Genomic DNA, 15,935 nt, shown 5'->3' on the forward strand with positions numbered 1-15,935 from the left:
TATTACAGTACGGCGACGATGGCTTCGCACAACGGTGCCATGTTCTCTGGTGTCATACCGGCTACGTTGATGCGGCCTGAGTTCACGGCGTAAATACCGAACTCGTTACGCAGACGCAATACCTGGTCTTTATTGAGACCACTGAAGGAGAACATGCCATTCTGGTTGATAATAAAGGAGAAGTCCTGATTAGCGCCTTTTTCCTGCAAGGTGCTGACAAACAGGTGGCGCATGCGCTGGATGCGTTCGCGCATTGCCGTTAATTCCTGTTCCCAGATATTGCGCAGGGATTCGTTAGACAACACGGTCGCCACCACTGCCGCACCGTGTGACGGCGGGTTAGAGTAGTTGGCGCGAATGCCTGCTTTGACCTGACTGAATGCCGTATCGGCAATAGCGGCGTCAGCCGCCACAATCGTGCAGGCACCGACACGTTCGTTGTACAGACCAAAGTTCTTGGAATAGGAACTGGCGACGATCAGCTCCTGATGTCTGGCGGCAAAAATACGCAGGCCTTCAGCGTCTTCCTCAAGGCCACGGGCAAAGCCCTGATAAGCGAAGTCGAACAACGGCAGCCAGCCTTTCTCCTGTGCCAGTACCGCCAGTTGTTCCCACTGTTCTTTCGTCGGATCGATACCAGTAGGGTTGTGGCAGCAGCCATGGAACAGAACGACATCGCCCGCCTGGGCCGCGCTCAGGCTGGTCAGCATGCCGTCAAAATCCAGCTTGTGGTTAGCTGCATCGTAGTAGGTGTAATCACAGACTTCGAGGCCGACAGCGGCAAAAACGTTTTTGTGGTTCGGCCAGCTTGGATTGCTCACCCAAATGCGCTTGGCGCTGGTCTGGTTGGCAATGAAGTCTGCTGCCACGCGTAAGCCACCGGTGCCGCCCGGCGTCTGTGCGGTGCGTGCACGTTTATTCGCAATGATGTTACTCTGCTTACCAAATAACAGCTCCTGAGTGCAGCGGGCGAATTCCGGTATGCCATCAATACTCAGGTAGTTTTTGGTGGTTTCTGTTTCCAGCAGTAACTGCTCTGCTTTTTTTACGCTGGTGAGTACAGGTGTCTTGCCGGTTTCGTCTTTATAGACCCCAATCCCCAGGTTAATCTTGTGGGGGCGTTCGTCAGCGCGAAACAAATCGGCCAACCCCAGGATCGGGTCAGCAGGTGCGGCAGAGATTTTTTCAAACATTGCGAAGTAATCCATGACAGAGAATAAACAGAAATAGCAGGTTAACGCCAGCGTTCGGCTTTGCCAACCGTTTGCATCAAAAGAAACGGAAATAATGAGAGCGGTGGGGCAGTCGGGATTTTTTCCCGATACTCATGACAAAGGCAGCGTATACACTGTCGTTATCGTGTGTATCGGGAATAGTGCGGGTTGTCAGAACTGATATACCAGGCCGGTGAACAGGGTGTCATCGGTCTTTCTGGCAAACGGATTATTGGTACTGCTAATCAGGTTGCGCAGATAGGCGACATTCATCACCATGTTCTTATTGAAGGTGTAATTCACCCCTAGACTGACGTAGCGGGTAATGTATCCGCTGGTAGCTTGCCCGAGGCCGGTTTCATCGTATGCCCTGGCGGCGATATAGGCTAAAGATGGTGTCAGTCCCGTATCAAAGTGATACTGCGCGACCGCCTCGAAGATCTTGGTTTTATCGGCAAAGGCGGTGGTGGACGTACCGATGAAGGTCAGGTTGTGGAATAGGCCATACATAACTGCGAGATAGGCGCTGTTGGCATCGTATTTCACCCCCGCAGCCCAGGCATCAGCTTTGTCGCCTTCATTGGTTGCGCGTTGTGCCGTTGTACGATTAACCGTTTCGTAAGACGCGATAACCCCCAGACCACTGGGGGAGGTATACGCGGATGATACGCCCACACCATACCGACCTGAAGGGCGGGGTTGCTGGAATCCGTGTGTGCAGACTGATACTGCAAACCGATATCCCACCCGTCGACCAGGCCAAAGAAATTCTTGTTGCGATAGGTCGCAACGCCAGCAGTACGGCCAGTAATACTGTCGGTATAGCCTTGGTCACCACCAAACTCTGGCAACACATCGGTATAGGATAAGCCGTCGTAGGCGATGCCTTTATTCCTGCCGTAGTCGATACTGCCGAATTGACGAAATTTCAAACCCGCGTACGCATAGCGGGTTTTCCCGTTTACCACGTTGGTGTCTTCCGCCTTACTGGCATCAAAGTGGTATTCGTAGTTGCCGTAACCGGTAATATCCTGGTTTATCTGCGTCTCGCCTTTTATTCCCAACCGTGCATACGTCGAATCACCATTCCCTTTGAAACTGTTGGTTTTATCGCCAAAGTAATAACCTGCCCGCACCTTGCCATACAGATCAATTTTATTACCCTGGTTATTATAAACGTCAGCCGCGCTGGCCAGCCCGCCGGAAAACAAGCATACCGATACCGCTGACATCGCTATCAGATGTTTCATCACCCTTACCCTCATAACCCGTTAATGTGCGCTGCCGCATTTCTGCCGGACAGCAAAGAGAAGCCGCTGGAGTATTGTTATTTTTTTGTTTTTTTCGGCTGCAGTCTCACATCCTGGAAGGGAGGGAACCAGACTGAATGTGATACGAGAGTGGTAGGGGTGCAATATTATGTTTTTATCCGAATAAAATTATTATGTTTCAGTTTTGTTTATTTTTTAATTGTTATTAAACAATGGGTTATGGTTTTTTTCTTTGTTGTGGTTTTATTAATTTTAGATGTGATTTTCAAGACCGGCGTCAGTGGTGTACATCAACAGGCATGAGTATCACTGTGGAATGTCACGTGTGGAGGGCAATTAATTTTCACAGGGTAGGGGCAGAATACATTTTTCTTTTTAAAGGGAAGGTTGCCGGATAAGAAAAAGCCGGGGCGTTATCCCCGGCTTTACGCAACGTCACTTCAGAGAAGTGAAGCTGGATTAGAACTGGTAAACCACACCGACAGCAACGCGGTCGTCAGTTGCCATATGGTATGCATTGCTGCTGCTCAGCAGGTTCATGTCATACTCGGTATAGGTTGAGAAGTTCTTGTTGAAGGAGTAGGTCAGACCATAGCTGACATATTTCACGATGTAATCGTTCAGATGGGTTGCAGCAGTCTCATCTTTCGCCTTAGCAGAAACATAACCGATAGACGGTTTCAGACCGAAGTCAAACGCGTACTGGGCAACAGCTTCAAAGACTTGTGTTTTGTCGAAAGCAGTTGTGCCAGAGTAGGTGTTTCCAGTTTTGAAGGAGCTGAAGCCAACGTAAGACAGGTTACGGTATTCACCGTAGGTGGCTGCCACATAAATGCTGTTGGCATCATATTTCAGGCCAGTGGCCCATACTTCTGCATCGGTACCGCGACCATCAGTTGCCTGAGTGGCGAAGGTGGAGTTTTTGTTAGCACGGTTGACATGACCGTAAGACCCAACAATACCTACGCCAATCGGAGAGGTGTAGGAGGTAGACACCGCGTAGCCAGCACCGAGGTTGTTTCTGGAGTTAGCAATGGAGTCATTATGCGCAGACTGGTAGCTCAGGCCAAAGTTCAGGCCGTCAACCAGACCGAAGAAGTTTTTGTTGCGATAGTTAGCCACACCAGAGCTACGGCCGGTAAAGCTGTTGGTGTAACCAGAGTCACCACCCCATTCCGGCAGTACGTCAGTATAAGCGATCCCATCGTAAGTCACGTTACGGTTACGACCGTAATCCAGAGAGCCAAAGTTGGCAAATTTCAGACCAGCATAAGCATAACGCGTTTTACCGCTGGCACCGTTAGTATCTTCAGCGTTGGCGGCGTTGAACTGATATTCCAAACGGCCGTAACCAGTCAGGTCGCTGTTGATTTTGGTTTCACCCAAGAAACCCAGACGAGCATAGGTCTGGTCACCGCTGTTGCCGCTATCTTTGGAGAAGTAGTGCAGGCCGTCAATTTTACCGTTCAGGTCCAGCTTGTTGCCGTCTTTGTTATAAACTTCTGCTGCGTTGGCGGCACCTGCTGCCAACAGTGCCGGGATTACCACTGCCAGAATATTACGTTTCATCATTATAAATAACCCTCATTGTGTTGGTTCACGCCCACTCATTTTTGCAGAACAATCTGAACTGAACTTCTGCATTATGGTGGTGTCTTATGTGTCCAAACGCAGTGTTTCATTCACAATGATGATTATCCACTCCACAAACGCTACTAATTACTGGTTTGTGAAACACTATGTTTTATTGTGTTTCTAAATATGAATTTAGAGGTGTGTCACACTCTGATTTCGCGTAAGACTTCAGGTATAAGCAGCTTTTATTCTTATCTTCTTTATTATTCACTTTTTTATCATAAGGTTATAAATTTTCTTTGTAAGAGAAAACTCGCATAACTGTCATGATTTTTTAATGATTTACGTGCTTTTTTGTCATAAATACTGCGTATGCTACGCAGTGGTGTTGTTTTTGCGATTGGGCATGTTGTGGTCGTATCTTAACCCAAAAGTCGGTGAAACGTGTCTCTAACGCGATGGGCAATTTGGTGAAAATAAAAATGCCGATCAAAATGTGATCGGCATTTTATAGCGAGCCAGTTTACGACAGCGTCGTTAACTGATAGCGACTAGATTAGAACTGGTAAACCACACCGACAGCAACGGTGTCGTTGGTGCCCAAACCATAGGCGTTATCGCTTTTGAGCAGGTTGATATCGTACTCAGTATAGGTAGAGAAGTTCTTGTTGAACGCGTAGGTCAGGCCCAGGCTAACGTACTTGGTGATGTAATCGTTAGTGGCTTGTTTGTCATCTTTCGCTTTCGCGGAAACATAACCTACAGACGGGGTCAGACCGAAGTCAAAGTTGTACTGAGCAACAGCTTCAAACACTTTGGTAGTATCCAAAGCTTCTGCTTGGGATAAATTGGTTGAAGGGTTGGTGAATGTGTTTTTGCCAGTGTAGCTCAGGTTATGGTATTCGCCATAAGTAGCAGCAACGTAGACGCTGTTTGCGTCATATTTCAGACCAGTAGCCCAGGCTTCAGCTTTTTTACCCTGATTGTCGGCCACTTGAGTCTGGGTACGGTTAGCCTCGGTATAGGAACCGATTACACCCACACCAAACGGTGCGGTATAGCTGGAAGAAATCGCCCAGCCAGCACCCGTTTGTCTTGCTACGTTGGTAGATTCGCTATGAGCACTCTGATAACCCAGTGCGAAATCCCAGCCATCAACCAGGCCGAAGAAGTTTTTGTTGCGGTAAGTCGCAACACCCGCGTTACGGCCAGTCAGGTTATCAGTATAACCCTGGTCACCGCCGAATTCCGGCAGTACGTCAGTGTAAGAGATACCGTCATAGCCGACAGCACGGTTACGACCGTAATCGATAGAACCGAAATCACCAAATTTCAGGCCGGCATAAGCGTAACGAGTTTTGCCTGTTTTGCCGTTAGTGTCTTCAGCGTTCTGAGCGTTGAACTGAGTTTCAAAACGACCGTAACCAGTCAGATCGCTGTTGATCTTGGTTTCGCCGGTGAAGCCCAGACGTGCATAGGTCTGATCGCCGCTGTTGCCGCTGTCTTTGGAGAAGTAATGCAGACCGTCAATTTTACCGTTCAGGTCCAGTTTGTTGCCGTCTTTGTTGTATACTTCAGCCGCGTTAGCTGCACCGGCAGCCAACAGCGCAGGGATTACCACTGCAAGAATATTGCGCTTCATCATTATTACCCTCATTGGTGTTATTCAGACATCTGCATCACAGTAAAAAAAACTTAACGGAACTTTATTGCAAATGCAGTTGTCTTCCTGTGTCTGCACGCAGTTTTCCATTCACCCGCGCGTTAATCTACCGTTAAAATGATACAAATTCACAAATGGAGTAACCATTAGAAAATATGTATTTCAATTTGTAAAAATTGCGGAACTTTGTGAGCTATCTCTAAAACAAAAAAAAGAGCACCGTTTCAGGTGCCCTTCTTTGTTACATATATCTGTTTTTCTTATGTTATTTTTTGCTTAGAACGTGGCGTTACGCGGCGTACGCGGGAACGGAATCACATCGCGCACATTTTGTACACCGGTTACATAAGCTATCAAACGTTCAAAACCGAGTCCAAAACCCGAATGCGGGATGGTGCCATAGCGACGCAAATCGCGATACCACCAATAGTCTTCTTTGCTCAGTCCCATCTCTTCCAGACGGATATCCAGTTGATCCAGACGCTCTTCACGTTGTGAACCGCCGATAATCTCGCCGATGCCCGGTGCCAGTACGTCCATCGCCGCCACGGTTTTACCGTCGCTGTTCATACGCATATAAAAGGCTTTGATGTCTTTCGGGTAGTTCTTCACCACAACCGGTGCCTGGAAGTGTTTCTCTGCCAGATAGCGTTCGTGCTCGGAAGAGAGATCGATACCCCAGGATACCGGGTTCTCGAACGTCTGCCCGCAGTTTTCCAGAATCGTGATGGCGTCGGTGTAATCCACCTGAGCGAAATCAGAGGTGACAAAACGTTCCAGACGGCTGACCGCGTCTTTATCCACGCGTTCGGCGAAGAATTTCATGTCGTCAGCACGTTCTTCCAGTACGGCCTTGAACACAAATTTCAGCAAGTTTTCCGCCAGCGCAGCAACGTCATCCAGTGTTGCGAAGGCGACTTCCGGTTCAATCATCCAAAATTCCGCCAGGTGGCGGCTGGTATTGGAGTTTTCCGCGCGGAAGGTCGGCCCGAAGGTATAGATTTTAGACAGGGCACAGGCGTAGGTTTCGCCGTTAAGCTGGCCGGATACGGTCAGAAACGCTTCTTTACCGAAGAAGTCTTCGCTGAAATCGACTTTGCCCTGATCGTCACGTGGCAGGTTTTCCAGGTCCAGCGTGGAAACGCGGAACATTTCACCTGCGCCTTCGGTATCGGAAGCGGTAATGATAGGGGTAGAGACCCAATAGAAACCGTTCTGATGGAAGAAGCGATGAATAGCCTGCGCCAGCGTGTGACGCACACGGGCGACGGCACCGATCAGGTTGGTGCGCGGGCGTAAGTGCGCGACTTCACGCAGATATTCGATACTGTGGCGCTTAGCCGCCATCGGGTACGTATCCGGGTCTTCCACCCAGCCGACGACCTTGAGTTCCGTGGCCTGCAGTTCGAAGCTTTGGCCTTCACCCGGAGATTCCACCACCTTACCGGTGACTTCTACCGAACAGCCCGTCGTCAGGCGCAAGATGTCGCTCTGATAATTAGCAAGATTATTATTGACGACAGCCTGTAGCGAATCAAAGCAGGAACCGTCATAGACGGCAATAAAGGAAATACCGGCTTTAGAGTCTCTCCGGGTACGTACCCAGCCGCGCACGGTGACGTCACTGTCAACGGCGACACGGCCTTGCAGTACATCGACTACAGGCACTACGCTCATAACATTCTCTCTATTGGTGAAATTTAATGGGTGAAATGTAATAGTTTACTACCCGAATACGGGTGTTTCGTTATGTTACTTGTCGTCGGGCAGGACACAAGCAGAAATCACCGGAACGTGGCAAGTTTTATGCGATTCCGGTGTTACTGGCTTAAAGAGTAGTCAGTCGTACAGGTGGTGTACGACTCAGGAGGCTTTTTTCACTCGGGGCAGGTCAAAGGCTTTACGCAGCGCACTGACAAAAGCCTGATCCTGACAAATGGTTTTTCCCGGGCTATCAGACAGCTTGGCCACCGGTTTGCCGTTGCATTCCACCAGTTTGATGACGATATTCAGCGGTTTCACTCCCGGGATATCGCAGGTCAGGCGGGTGCCGATACCAAAGACGACGTTGATGCGTTGCCCGAAGTGGCGATAGAGATGCAGTGCTTTTTCCAGATTGAGATTATCGGAAAACACCAGTGTTTTTTCCATCGGGTTGATATCAAGCGCATGGTAATGGGCGATAGCTTTTTCACCCCATTCAATCGGGTCGCCGGAATCATGGCGTAACCCTTGATAACGGCGGGCGAATGAACGATCAAAGTCGCGCAGGAACGCATCCATGGTGATGCAATCGGTAAGCGCGATGCCGAGTTGGTCAGGATATTCCAACAGCCAGGCATCCAGTGCCGCCCGCTGACTGTTCGCCAGGGTCTGACTGATTTGCTGATGCGCCTGGAACCATTCGTGCGCCTGAGTACCGACCGGTGCCAGTTGCAGGCGACGTGCCAGGTCATAATTGCTGGTGCCGATCAGGTAAGGGAATTCCGCTTTCAGGGTGCGTACGATTTGGTGCTGAACTTCACGAGAGAAACGGCGACGGGTACCGAAATCCATCAGCTTAAAGCGGCTCAGATCGACATCAGCACTATGCTGGCGGAAACTTGCCAGCGTATGGTGCAACTGGTCGAGTGCGGCATCGATATGTCCGCCAGGTGTGCGGGCACGGTGGACCACTTCACTGATGACCGCCAGTAACGGGACTTCCCACAAAATGACTTCACGCCACGGTCCGGCGATCCGAATATCCAGTTTACCTTGATGGTTGCGAACCTGGATCTGCGATGGGTTGAAGCGGAACGTCTTCAACCAGGCGAGGTAGTCGGTGTTGAAAAAGGGCAGCGAGGAGAGGTAGGCGTACTCATCGTCGTGCAACGACAAGTGGCTCATGGCCTCCACTTGTGCCCGAATCTCATCGGCGTAGTGCCCTAACAACTCATCGCCGCGACAGCGAAATTCCGCCGCCACATGCACATCATAATAGTGGTGGAATACCGCCTGCTGCATATGCAATTTGTAGGCGTCAGTATCCAGCAATGAGGTCAGTATCGGGGCTGTGTGTAAAGTCATAATGCGTTACCGCATCCTCGTTTAATACAATTTACAAGTTAATTTTACAAGTTAATGCAAGTGACTGGTATGGTCATTGGCAGCGAGAGCACGCTGTTTGTTCAACTGGGCTTATCACATCATATTGGGAGGATGAAGGCGAGATTCAATCGTGCGATTGTGACAAAAAAGTAGCTGTTTTTACGCCCTGTTTACCATGAGTGATTGAATTATAATGTTTTTTATACTAAACAAAATTGCCCGAAAAAACTGGCCGTCGCCGCACGCCGTAGGGTATGACAGGAAAGTTTGCATTCCGGCAGTCACTCCCCTTTAATAGACGTAACAGCCTGTTGAATAACGGAACTGCGTATAAAGTAAACGGAATAAACCGCGTAACCCGATGATCATAGGGTGACCTGAGCGCCTCTGGCGTGGCGTTGTACCGGGTTCGCTGTTTAACCTTGTTTACTGTGTGAATATATAAAGGACGTCATCGTCGCCTGGCGAATGTTACGGATGATGGACATCCGATAACATCTGGTGTGCTCGTAATATAAAACCGGTATTCACGGATAATGTGCTGCATGAATAAAAACGTGCTTCGTGAATAACGTGCTTCATGAATAAGAAGGAAGCAGAGGGGCCACCGGAACACGTCTTACCGTCACTATTACTGCTGTCATTAAGGTAATCAGTCATGAGTCAACAACCACAAGTCAAATACCGGCACGATTACCGTGCGCCGGACTACACCATTACCGACATTGCACTGGATTTTGATCTGCATCCGCAAAAGACCCGGGTGGTGGCCGTCAGTCAGGTCGTGTTGCAGGGAGAAAAGGGCGCGGCACTAAAACTGAATGGGGAAGGGCTAACCCTGCTGAGTGTCCAGGTCGATGGGCAAGACTGGCAGGCACATCGCTTACTGGACGACGGCCTGGAACTGACCGGCGTGCCGGAAAAATTCACCCTGCGGATTGAAACAGAGATTAACCCGGCGGCGAACAGTGCGCTGGAAGGGTTATATCAATCCGGTGACGCGCTGTGTACGCAGTGTGAGGCCGAAGGATTCCGCCACATTACCTATTATCTCGACCGGCCGGATGTTCTGGCGCGTTTCACTACTCGCATCACTGCCGACAAAGCCCGTTACCCGTACCTGCTTTCCAATGGTAACCGCGTTGGGCAGGGTGAAGTGGAGAACGGACGTCACTGGGTGGAATGGCAAGACCCGTTCCCGAAACCTTGTTACCTGTTTGCGCTGGTTGCCGGTGATTTTGACGTGCTGCGCGACACTTTTGTCACCCGTTCCGGCCGTGATGTCGCGCTGGAACTGTTTGTCGATCGCGGCAACCTCGATCGAGCCGACTGGGCGATGACCTCGCTGAAAAACGCCATGAAGTGGGATGAAACCCGTTTTGGGCTGGAATATGACCTCGACATTTATATGATCGTGGCGGTGGACTTCTTCAATATGGGGGCGATGGAAAATAAAGGGTTGAACATTTTCAACTCCAAGTTTGTGCTAGCCAAAGCCGAAACCGCCACCGACAAGGACTACCTCGGTATCGAGGCGGTGATAGCCCACGAGTATTTCCACAACTGGACCGGTAACCGCGTGACCTGCCGCGACTGGTTCCAGCTTAGCCTGAAAGAAGGGCTGACGGTGTTCCGCGATCAGGAGTTCAGCTCTGATGTCGGTTCCCGCCCGGCTAACCGTATCGATAACGTACGGGTGATGCGCGGTGCACAGTTTGCTGAAGATGCCAGCCCGATGTCCCACCCGATTCGCCCGGATCAGGTTATCGAAATGAATAACTTCTATACCCTGACGGTGTATGAAAAAGGGTCGGAAGTGATTCGTATGATGCACACGCTGCTGGGCGAAGAGAAATTCCAGGCGGGGATGCGGCTCTATTTTGATCGTCATGACGGCAGCGCGGCGACCTGTGATGACTTTGTGCAGGCGATGGAGGACGCTTCCAGTGTCGATCTGTCGCAATTCCGTCGCTGGTATAGCCAGTCTGGTACGCCGGTGATGACAGTACGCGACGACTATGACGCAGCAACCCACCAGTACCACCTGCATGTTAGCCAGATGACGCCTGTCGGTGCCGATAAACAAGCCAAGCTGCCGCTGCATATCCCGCTGGATATTGAACTGTACGATAGCGAAGGGAAGGTTATCCCGCTGCGTCAGAAAGGCCAGAAACTGGGCTCGGTACTGAACGTCACCGAAGCTGAGCAAACGTTCGTGTTTGATGAGGTTCCTTGTCAGCCGGTACCGTCGTTGCTGCGTGAATTCTCCGCGCCGGTCAAACTGAACTATCCGTGGAGCGATGAACAACTGACGTTCCTGATGCGTCATGCCAGCAATGCCTTTTCCCGTTGGGATGCCGCTCAGAGCCTGCTGGCGAACTATATTCGCCTGAATGTAGCGCGCCATCAGCAAAAACAACCGCTATCGTTACCGATGCATGTGGTAGACGCATTTCGCGGTGTGCTGTTGGATGACGGTCTGGACCCGATGCTGGCGTCGCAGATTCTGTCGCTGCCGAGCGAAAACGAAATGGCGGAACTGTTTGAGGTTATCGACCCGGAAGCTATCGCTGCAGTGCGTCAGTCACTGACACAGACGCTGGCGCAGGAAATGGCGGACGAATTGCTGGCGGTATACCGTGCCAATAAACTGCCTTCTTACCGTGTTGATCAACAGGACATGGGTAAACGCGCCCTGCGCAACTTGTGCTTGCACTATCTGGCGTTTGCCGAAAGAGAACAGGCTGACAAGCTGGTGGCGGTGCAATTTGCGCAGGCGGACAACATGACGGATTCGCTGGCGGCGATGGCGGCCTCGGTAGCGGCGCAGTTGCCGTGCCGGGACGGTTTGCTGGCGGCGTTTGACGAACGCTGGCATCAGGATGGTCTGGTGATGGACAAATGGTTTGTTCTGCAAGCCAGCAGCCCGGCCAGTGACGTGCTACACCGGGTTCGTGACTTACTCAACCATCGCTCCTTCAGCCTGAACAACCCGAACCGGCTGCGCTCGCTGATAGGATCGTTCTGTGCGGGCAACCCATCGGCGTTCCACGCTCAAGACGGCAGTGGCTATCAGTTCCTCACTGAGATGCTCACCGAGCTGAACACCCGCAACCCGCAGGTGGCGTCACGTCTGATTGAACCGCTGATTCGCCTCAAACGTTACGATGCGGCCCGTCAGGCGCTGATGCGTCAGGCGCTGGAAACCCTCAAAGGGCTGGAAAACCTGTCGGGCGATCTGTTTGAGAAGATAACTAAAGCGCTGGACGCGTAATATCGCCCTATCCTGACGGCATCTGCCTGATAGGATAACGGTAATAAAAAACCACCGCTGCTCGCAGACGGTGGTTTTTTTACACCCTGAGTGGGTACACCTGTCAGGCGTGCGCCTGTGAAGGGTAGAGGGGCTCGCGAGCAGCAGGCGTTAAAATCCGCTCCAGCACTTGTGCTTCCAGCTCTGCCAGCCGGGCGGAGCCGCGACGGCGTGGGCGCGGCAGGTCAACCATGATATCCAGCCCGACCTGACCGTCTTCTATCAGGATAACCCGGTCGGCGAGGCTCACCGCCTCGCTGACGTCATGCGTCACCAGCACTACGGTGAACCCTTGTTGTAGCCACAATGATTCAATCAGCCCTTGCATCTCGATACGGGTCAGCGCGTCGAGTGCGCCCAGTGGTTCGTCCAGCAATAACAGGCCGGGATGGTGGATCAGCGCCCGCGCCAGTGCCACTCGCTGCTTTTGGCCACCGGAGAGTGCCGTTGGCCAGTCAGCGGCCCGTGTCGATAATCCGACAGCCTCCAGTGCCTGATGCGCGTCAGGACGCCAGTCACCGCGCAACCCTAACCCGACATTATCGATCACCCGTTTCCATGGCAGCAGGCGGGCTTCCTGAAACATCAACCGGATATCATCGCGAGCCTGATGTAGCGGGGCACGACCGGCCAACAGTTCACCCTGGCTGGCGTGTTCCAGACCGGCCAGCAGCCGCAGCAGGGTACTTTTACCGCAGCCACTGCGACCGACTACCGCCACGAACTGGCCGGACGGAATATGCAGATGCACGTCATGTAAGATGGTGCGCTGGCCATAGCGTTTGGTCACACCGTTAATCAACAGTGGCGTACCGACGTTCAGGCGCGCGGGTGGAGTAGGGGTGAATGTCATGCGTGTTCCTCCGTTCGTTGCCAACTGGGGTGCCAGCGTAGCCAGAGGCGCTCCAGCGTCAGGGCGATGATATCCGCCAGTTTGCCCAGCAGGGCGTACAGAATAATCGCTACCACCACCACATCGGTTTGCAGGAACTCGCGCGCGTTCATCGCCAGATAACCGATGCCGGAACTGGCAGATATCGTTTCTGCCACGATCAGCGTCAGCCACATCAAGCCGAGCGAAAAGCGCACACCGACCATGATCGACGGTAGCGCGCCGGGTAGCACGACTTCGCGGAACAGCCGAAAGCCCGATAACCCGTAACTGCGTGCCATTTCCAACAAGCCGCTGTCGATGGTGCGGATGCCGTGGTAGGTGTTGAGGTAAATGGGGAACAGAGTGCCGAGTGCCACCAGAAAAATCTTGGCGCTCTCATCAATGCCAAACCACAGGATTACCAGCGGGATCAGTGCCAGATGCGGCACATTGCGCAGCATTTGCATGGACGTATCCAGCAGGCGCTCACCGGTGCGGGATAACCCGGTAATAAACCCCAACACCAGCCCCAGCGTGCCGCCGATGGCAAACCCGGTCAGCGCACGCCAGGTGCTGATGCTAAGGTGCTGCCACAGTTCGCCACTGCGGATAAGCCGCCAGAAGGTATGGGTGATTGCCTGCGGTGACGGCAGAATGCGGGTGGAAAGCCAGCCTGCGCTGGAAGCGAGTTGCCAGAGCACCACCAGCAGTAACGGCAGCAACCAGGGCGTCAGGCGTGTGGTGATCGGTGTCAGGATCCTCAGCATCGGCTTGCTCCTTAGCTTTGTGCCGCTTTGAGCAGCGGGACGAACTCGTTGCCGACGATTTCACCCTGTGAGCGCAGCGGTTGTGGCTGTGGCACCTCGGGTACCGCGACATCCAGATGTGGGAACAGCAATTCGCCTACGCGATAGGCCTCTTCCAGATGCGGGTAGCCTGACAACACAAAGGTATCGATACCCAAATCGGCATATTCCTGAATGCGCTGCGCCACCGTCTGCGGGTCGCCGACCAACGCCGTCCCCGCACCGCCACGTACCAGACCGATGCCGGCCCACAAATTGGGGCTGATCTCCAGCTTGTCACGGCGACCGCCATGTAACGCCACCATGCGTTGCTGGCCCACGGAGTCAAAACGTTTCAGCGATGCCTGCGCTTCGGCGATGGTGTCGTCGTCCAGCCGGGAGATCAGCCGATTAGCGGCTTGCCACGCCTCTTCATTGGTTTCACGTACAATCACGTGCAGGCGGATGCCGAACCGTACACTACGCCCTTGTGCCGCGGCTTTGGCCCGTACACGTTCGATCTTTTCTTTCACCTGCTCGGGAGGCTCGCCCCAGGTGAGGTAAAGCTCTACCTGTTCGGCGGCCAGATCCAGCGCCGCATCGGATGAACCGCCGAAATACAGTGGCGGGCGTGGCTGTTGTACCGGTGGGTAGTGCAGTTTGGCGCCTTTGACCTGAATGTGCTTGCCGTCGTAATCGACGGTTTCCCCTTCCAGCACCCGCCGCCAGATGCGGGTAAATTCGGCCGAAGCCTCATAGCGCTGTTCATGATCAAGGAACAGGCCTTCAGCGGCCAGTTCTTCCGGGTCACCACCGGTCACCAGATTAAACAACGCCCGCCCGTTAGACAGCCTGTCCAGCGTGGCGGCCTGACGCGCGGCCAGTGTTGGCGAGATAATTCCCGGTCGTAACGCCACCAGAAAACGCAAACGCTGGGTGACCGGGATCAGTGACGATGCCACCAGCCAGGAGTCTTCACAGGAGCGTCCGGTAGGGATCAGCACGCCGCCGAATCCCAGGCGATCCGCTGCCTGGGCTATCTGTTGCAGGTAACTGTAATCAACCGGGCGGGAATTTTCGCCGCGGCCAAAATAGCGGCCGTCACCGTGAGTAGGCAGAAACCAGAAAATATTCAGACTCATTCGTATCGTCTCCATGCAATCGTGCTGAGAATTAGGGGGTGACCGGCGCGTGCCAGATGCGGCTGGCGACATCCAGTCGGGTGGGGATCAGATGGTTTTCGTAAAACAGATCGGCGGTGTGCTGCTGGGCCTGCAGGGTGTGTTCATCCACCGGCTTAATCACCGTAATAGGCCGGTGATCGAAATAGGTGCTGATGACAGCTTCCGGCAGCCCCATGGCATTCGCCAGTAGCGTGACACTTTGTGCCCGCTGGCTGATGGTCAGGGCATCAGCCTGGGTCAGGGTGTTGAGCACCTGTTGCAGGAACGGACCGTATTGATCGGCATAATGGCGTGAGGCCAGATAGAACGACCCGGTCAGGTTCAGGTCCGTACCATCGGCCAGAACGCGGACTCCCCCTTGCAACAGCGCTGCCGAATAGTAGGGATCCCAGATAGTCCAGGCATCGACGTTGCCTTGCTGGAACGCGGCACGGGCGTCTGCCGGTGTCAGATAGGCGGGCGTAATATCGGTGAAGGCCAGACCGGCTTTTTGCAGGTTACGCAGCAACAGATTATGCGAGCTGGAGCCTTTCTGGAACGCTACTTTGCGGCCTTTCAGGTCGGCAACGGTCTTGATGGGGCTGTCGTCCCGAACCAGAATCACCTCGGCTTTGGGCTTCGGCGGTTCGACGCCGATATAAACCAGATCGGCACCGGCTGCCTGGGCAAACAGCGGCGGAATATCACCGGTACTGCCAATATCAATACTGCCGATGTTTAGCGCTTCGAGCATTTGCGGCCCGGCGGGAAATTCAATCCAGCTAATTTTGGTATGGGGGAATTGCTTTTCCAGCAACTGGTGGGTTTTAGCCAGCACCAGGCTGACCGAACCTTTCTGAAAGCCGATGCGCAATTGTTCGGGAGCGTCGTCGGCATGGGCGAAAGCGGATACGCTAACAGCGGCGGTAAAAAGCAGCGTCAAGGCGGCGTGCTTAATCGAGGATAGCATGTGACATTTTTCCTTAT

General features: G+C 52.8%; 10 protein-coding genes and 1 pseudogene. 1 reads left to right on the forward strand and 10 read right to left on the reverse strand.

Features of this window, described 5'->3' with window-relative positions; translation table 11 throughout:
- Window positions 1-2: 2 nt before the first annotated feature.
- From DZE2538_RS07295 to pncB, 6 genes and pseudogenes are all read right to left on the reverse strand, one after another.
- Window positions 3-1,193: an amino acid aminotransferase gene (locus tag DZE2538_RS07295; RefSeq protein WP_038915976.1), complete on the reverse strand. Its 1,191-nt coding sequence runs from the start codon at window positions 1,191-1,193 to the stop codon at window positions 3-5.
- 192 nt (window positions 1,194-1,385) lie between these two features.
- Window positions 1,386-2,464 (reverse strand): annotated as a pseudogene (locus tag DZE2538_RS07300) (porin).
- Window positions 2,465-2,944: 480 nt separating this feature from the next.
- The gene (locus tag DZE2538_RS07305) at window positions 2,945-4,057 is read right to left on the reverse strand and encodes a porin (RefSeq protein ID WP_038915977.1); all 1,113 of its coding nucleotides are present in this window, start codon (window positions 4,055-4,057) and stop codon (window positions 2,945-2,947) included.
- A gap of 559 nt (window positions 4,058-4,616) precedes the next feature.
- Window positions 4,617-5,705 (reverse strand): porin, encoded by a 1,089-nt coding sequence (locus tag DZE2538_RS07310; RefSeq protein ID WP_038915978.1) that lies wholly within the window; start codon window positions 5,703-5,705, stop codon window positions 4,617-4,619.
- A gap of 294 nt (window positions 5,706-5,999) precedes the next feature.
- Complete coding sequence (gene asnS, locus DZE2538_RS07315; RefSeq protein WP_038913756.1) at window positions 6,000-7,400, reverse strand: asparagine--tRNA ligase; 1,401 nt, start codon at window positions 7,398-7,400, stop codon at window positions 6,000-6,002.
- A gap of 186 nt (window positions 7,401-7,586) precedes the next feature.
- Complete coding sequence (gene pncB / locus DZE2538_RS07320; RefSeq protein WP_038915979.1) at window positions 7,587-8,792, reverse strand: nicotinate phosphoribosyltransferase; 1,206 nt, start codon at window positions 8,790-8,792, stop codon at window positions 7,587-7,589.
- A 679-nt stretch (window positions 8,793-9,471) separates the two neighbouring features.
- Here pncB and pepN point away from each other — a divergent pair.
- Window positions 9,472-12,087, forward strand: a complete 2,616-nt coding sequence (gene pepN / locus DZE2538_RS07325; protein WP_038915980.1) for an aminopeptidase N — start codon at window positions 9,472-9,474, stop codon at window positions 12,085-12,087.
- A gap of 103 nt (window positions 12,088-12,190) precedes the next feature.
- Here pepN and ssuB read toward each other — a convergent pair whose 3' ends face one another.
- The 4 genes from ssuB to DZE2538_RS07345 are packed head-to-tail and all read right to left on the reverse strand — an operon-like array spanning window position 12,191 to window position 15,918.
- Window positions 12,191-12,979: an aliphatic sulfonates ABC transporter ATP-binding protein gene (gene ssuB / locus DZE2538_RS07330; protein ID WP_038915981.1), complete on the reverse strand. Its 789-nt coding sequence runs from the start codon at window positions 12,977-12,979 to the stop codon at window positions 12,191-12,193.
- Window positions 12,976-13,767 carry an aliphatic sulfonate ABC transporter permease SsuC gene (ssuC, locus tag DZE2538_RS07335; protein WP_038907634.1) on the reverse strand — a complete coding sequence of 264 codons (792 nt, stop codon included), beginning with the start codon at window positions 13,765-13,767 and terminating at the stop codon, window positions 12,976-12,978. Before ssuC ends, ssuB begins: the two co-directional genes overlap by 4 nt.
- A gap of 11 nt (window positions 13,768-13,778) precedes the next feature.
- Window positions 13,779-14,927, reverse strand: a complete 1,149-nt coding sequence (gene ssuD, locus DZE2538_RS07340; protein WP_016940795.1) for an FMNH2-dependent alkanesulfonate monooxygenase — start codon at window positions 14,925-14,927, stop codon at window positions 13,779-13,781.
- A gap of 31 nt (window positions 14,928-14,958) precedes the next feature.
- On the reverse strand, window positions 14,959-15,918 hold the full coding sequence (locus DZE2538_RS07345) for a sulfonate ABC transporter substrate-binding protein (RefSeq protein ID WP_038915982.1): 960 nt from the start codon (window positions 15,916-15,918) through the stop codon (window positions 14,959-14,961).
- Window positions 15,919-15,935: the final 17 nt, after the last annotated feature.

The sequence above is a fragment of the Dickeya zeae NCPPB 2538 genome (assembly GCF_000406165.1).
In the GTDB taxonomy this organism is placed as follows: Bacteria; Pseudomonadota; Gammaproteobacteria; order Enterobacterales; family Enterobacteriaceae; genus Dickeya; species Dickeya zeae.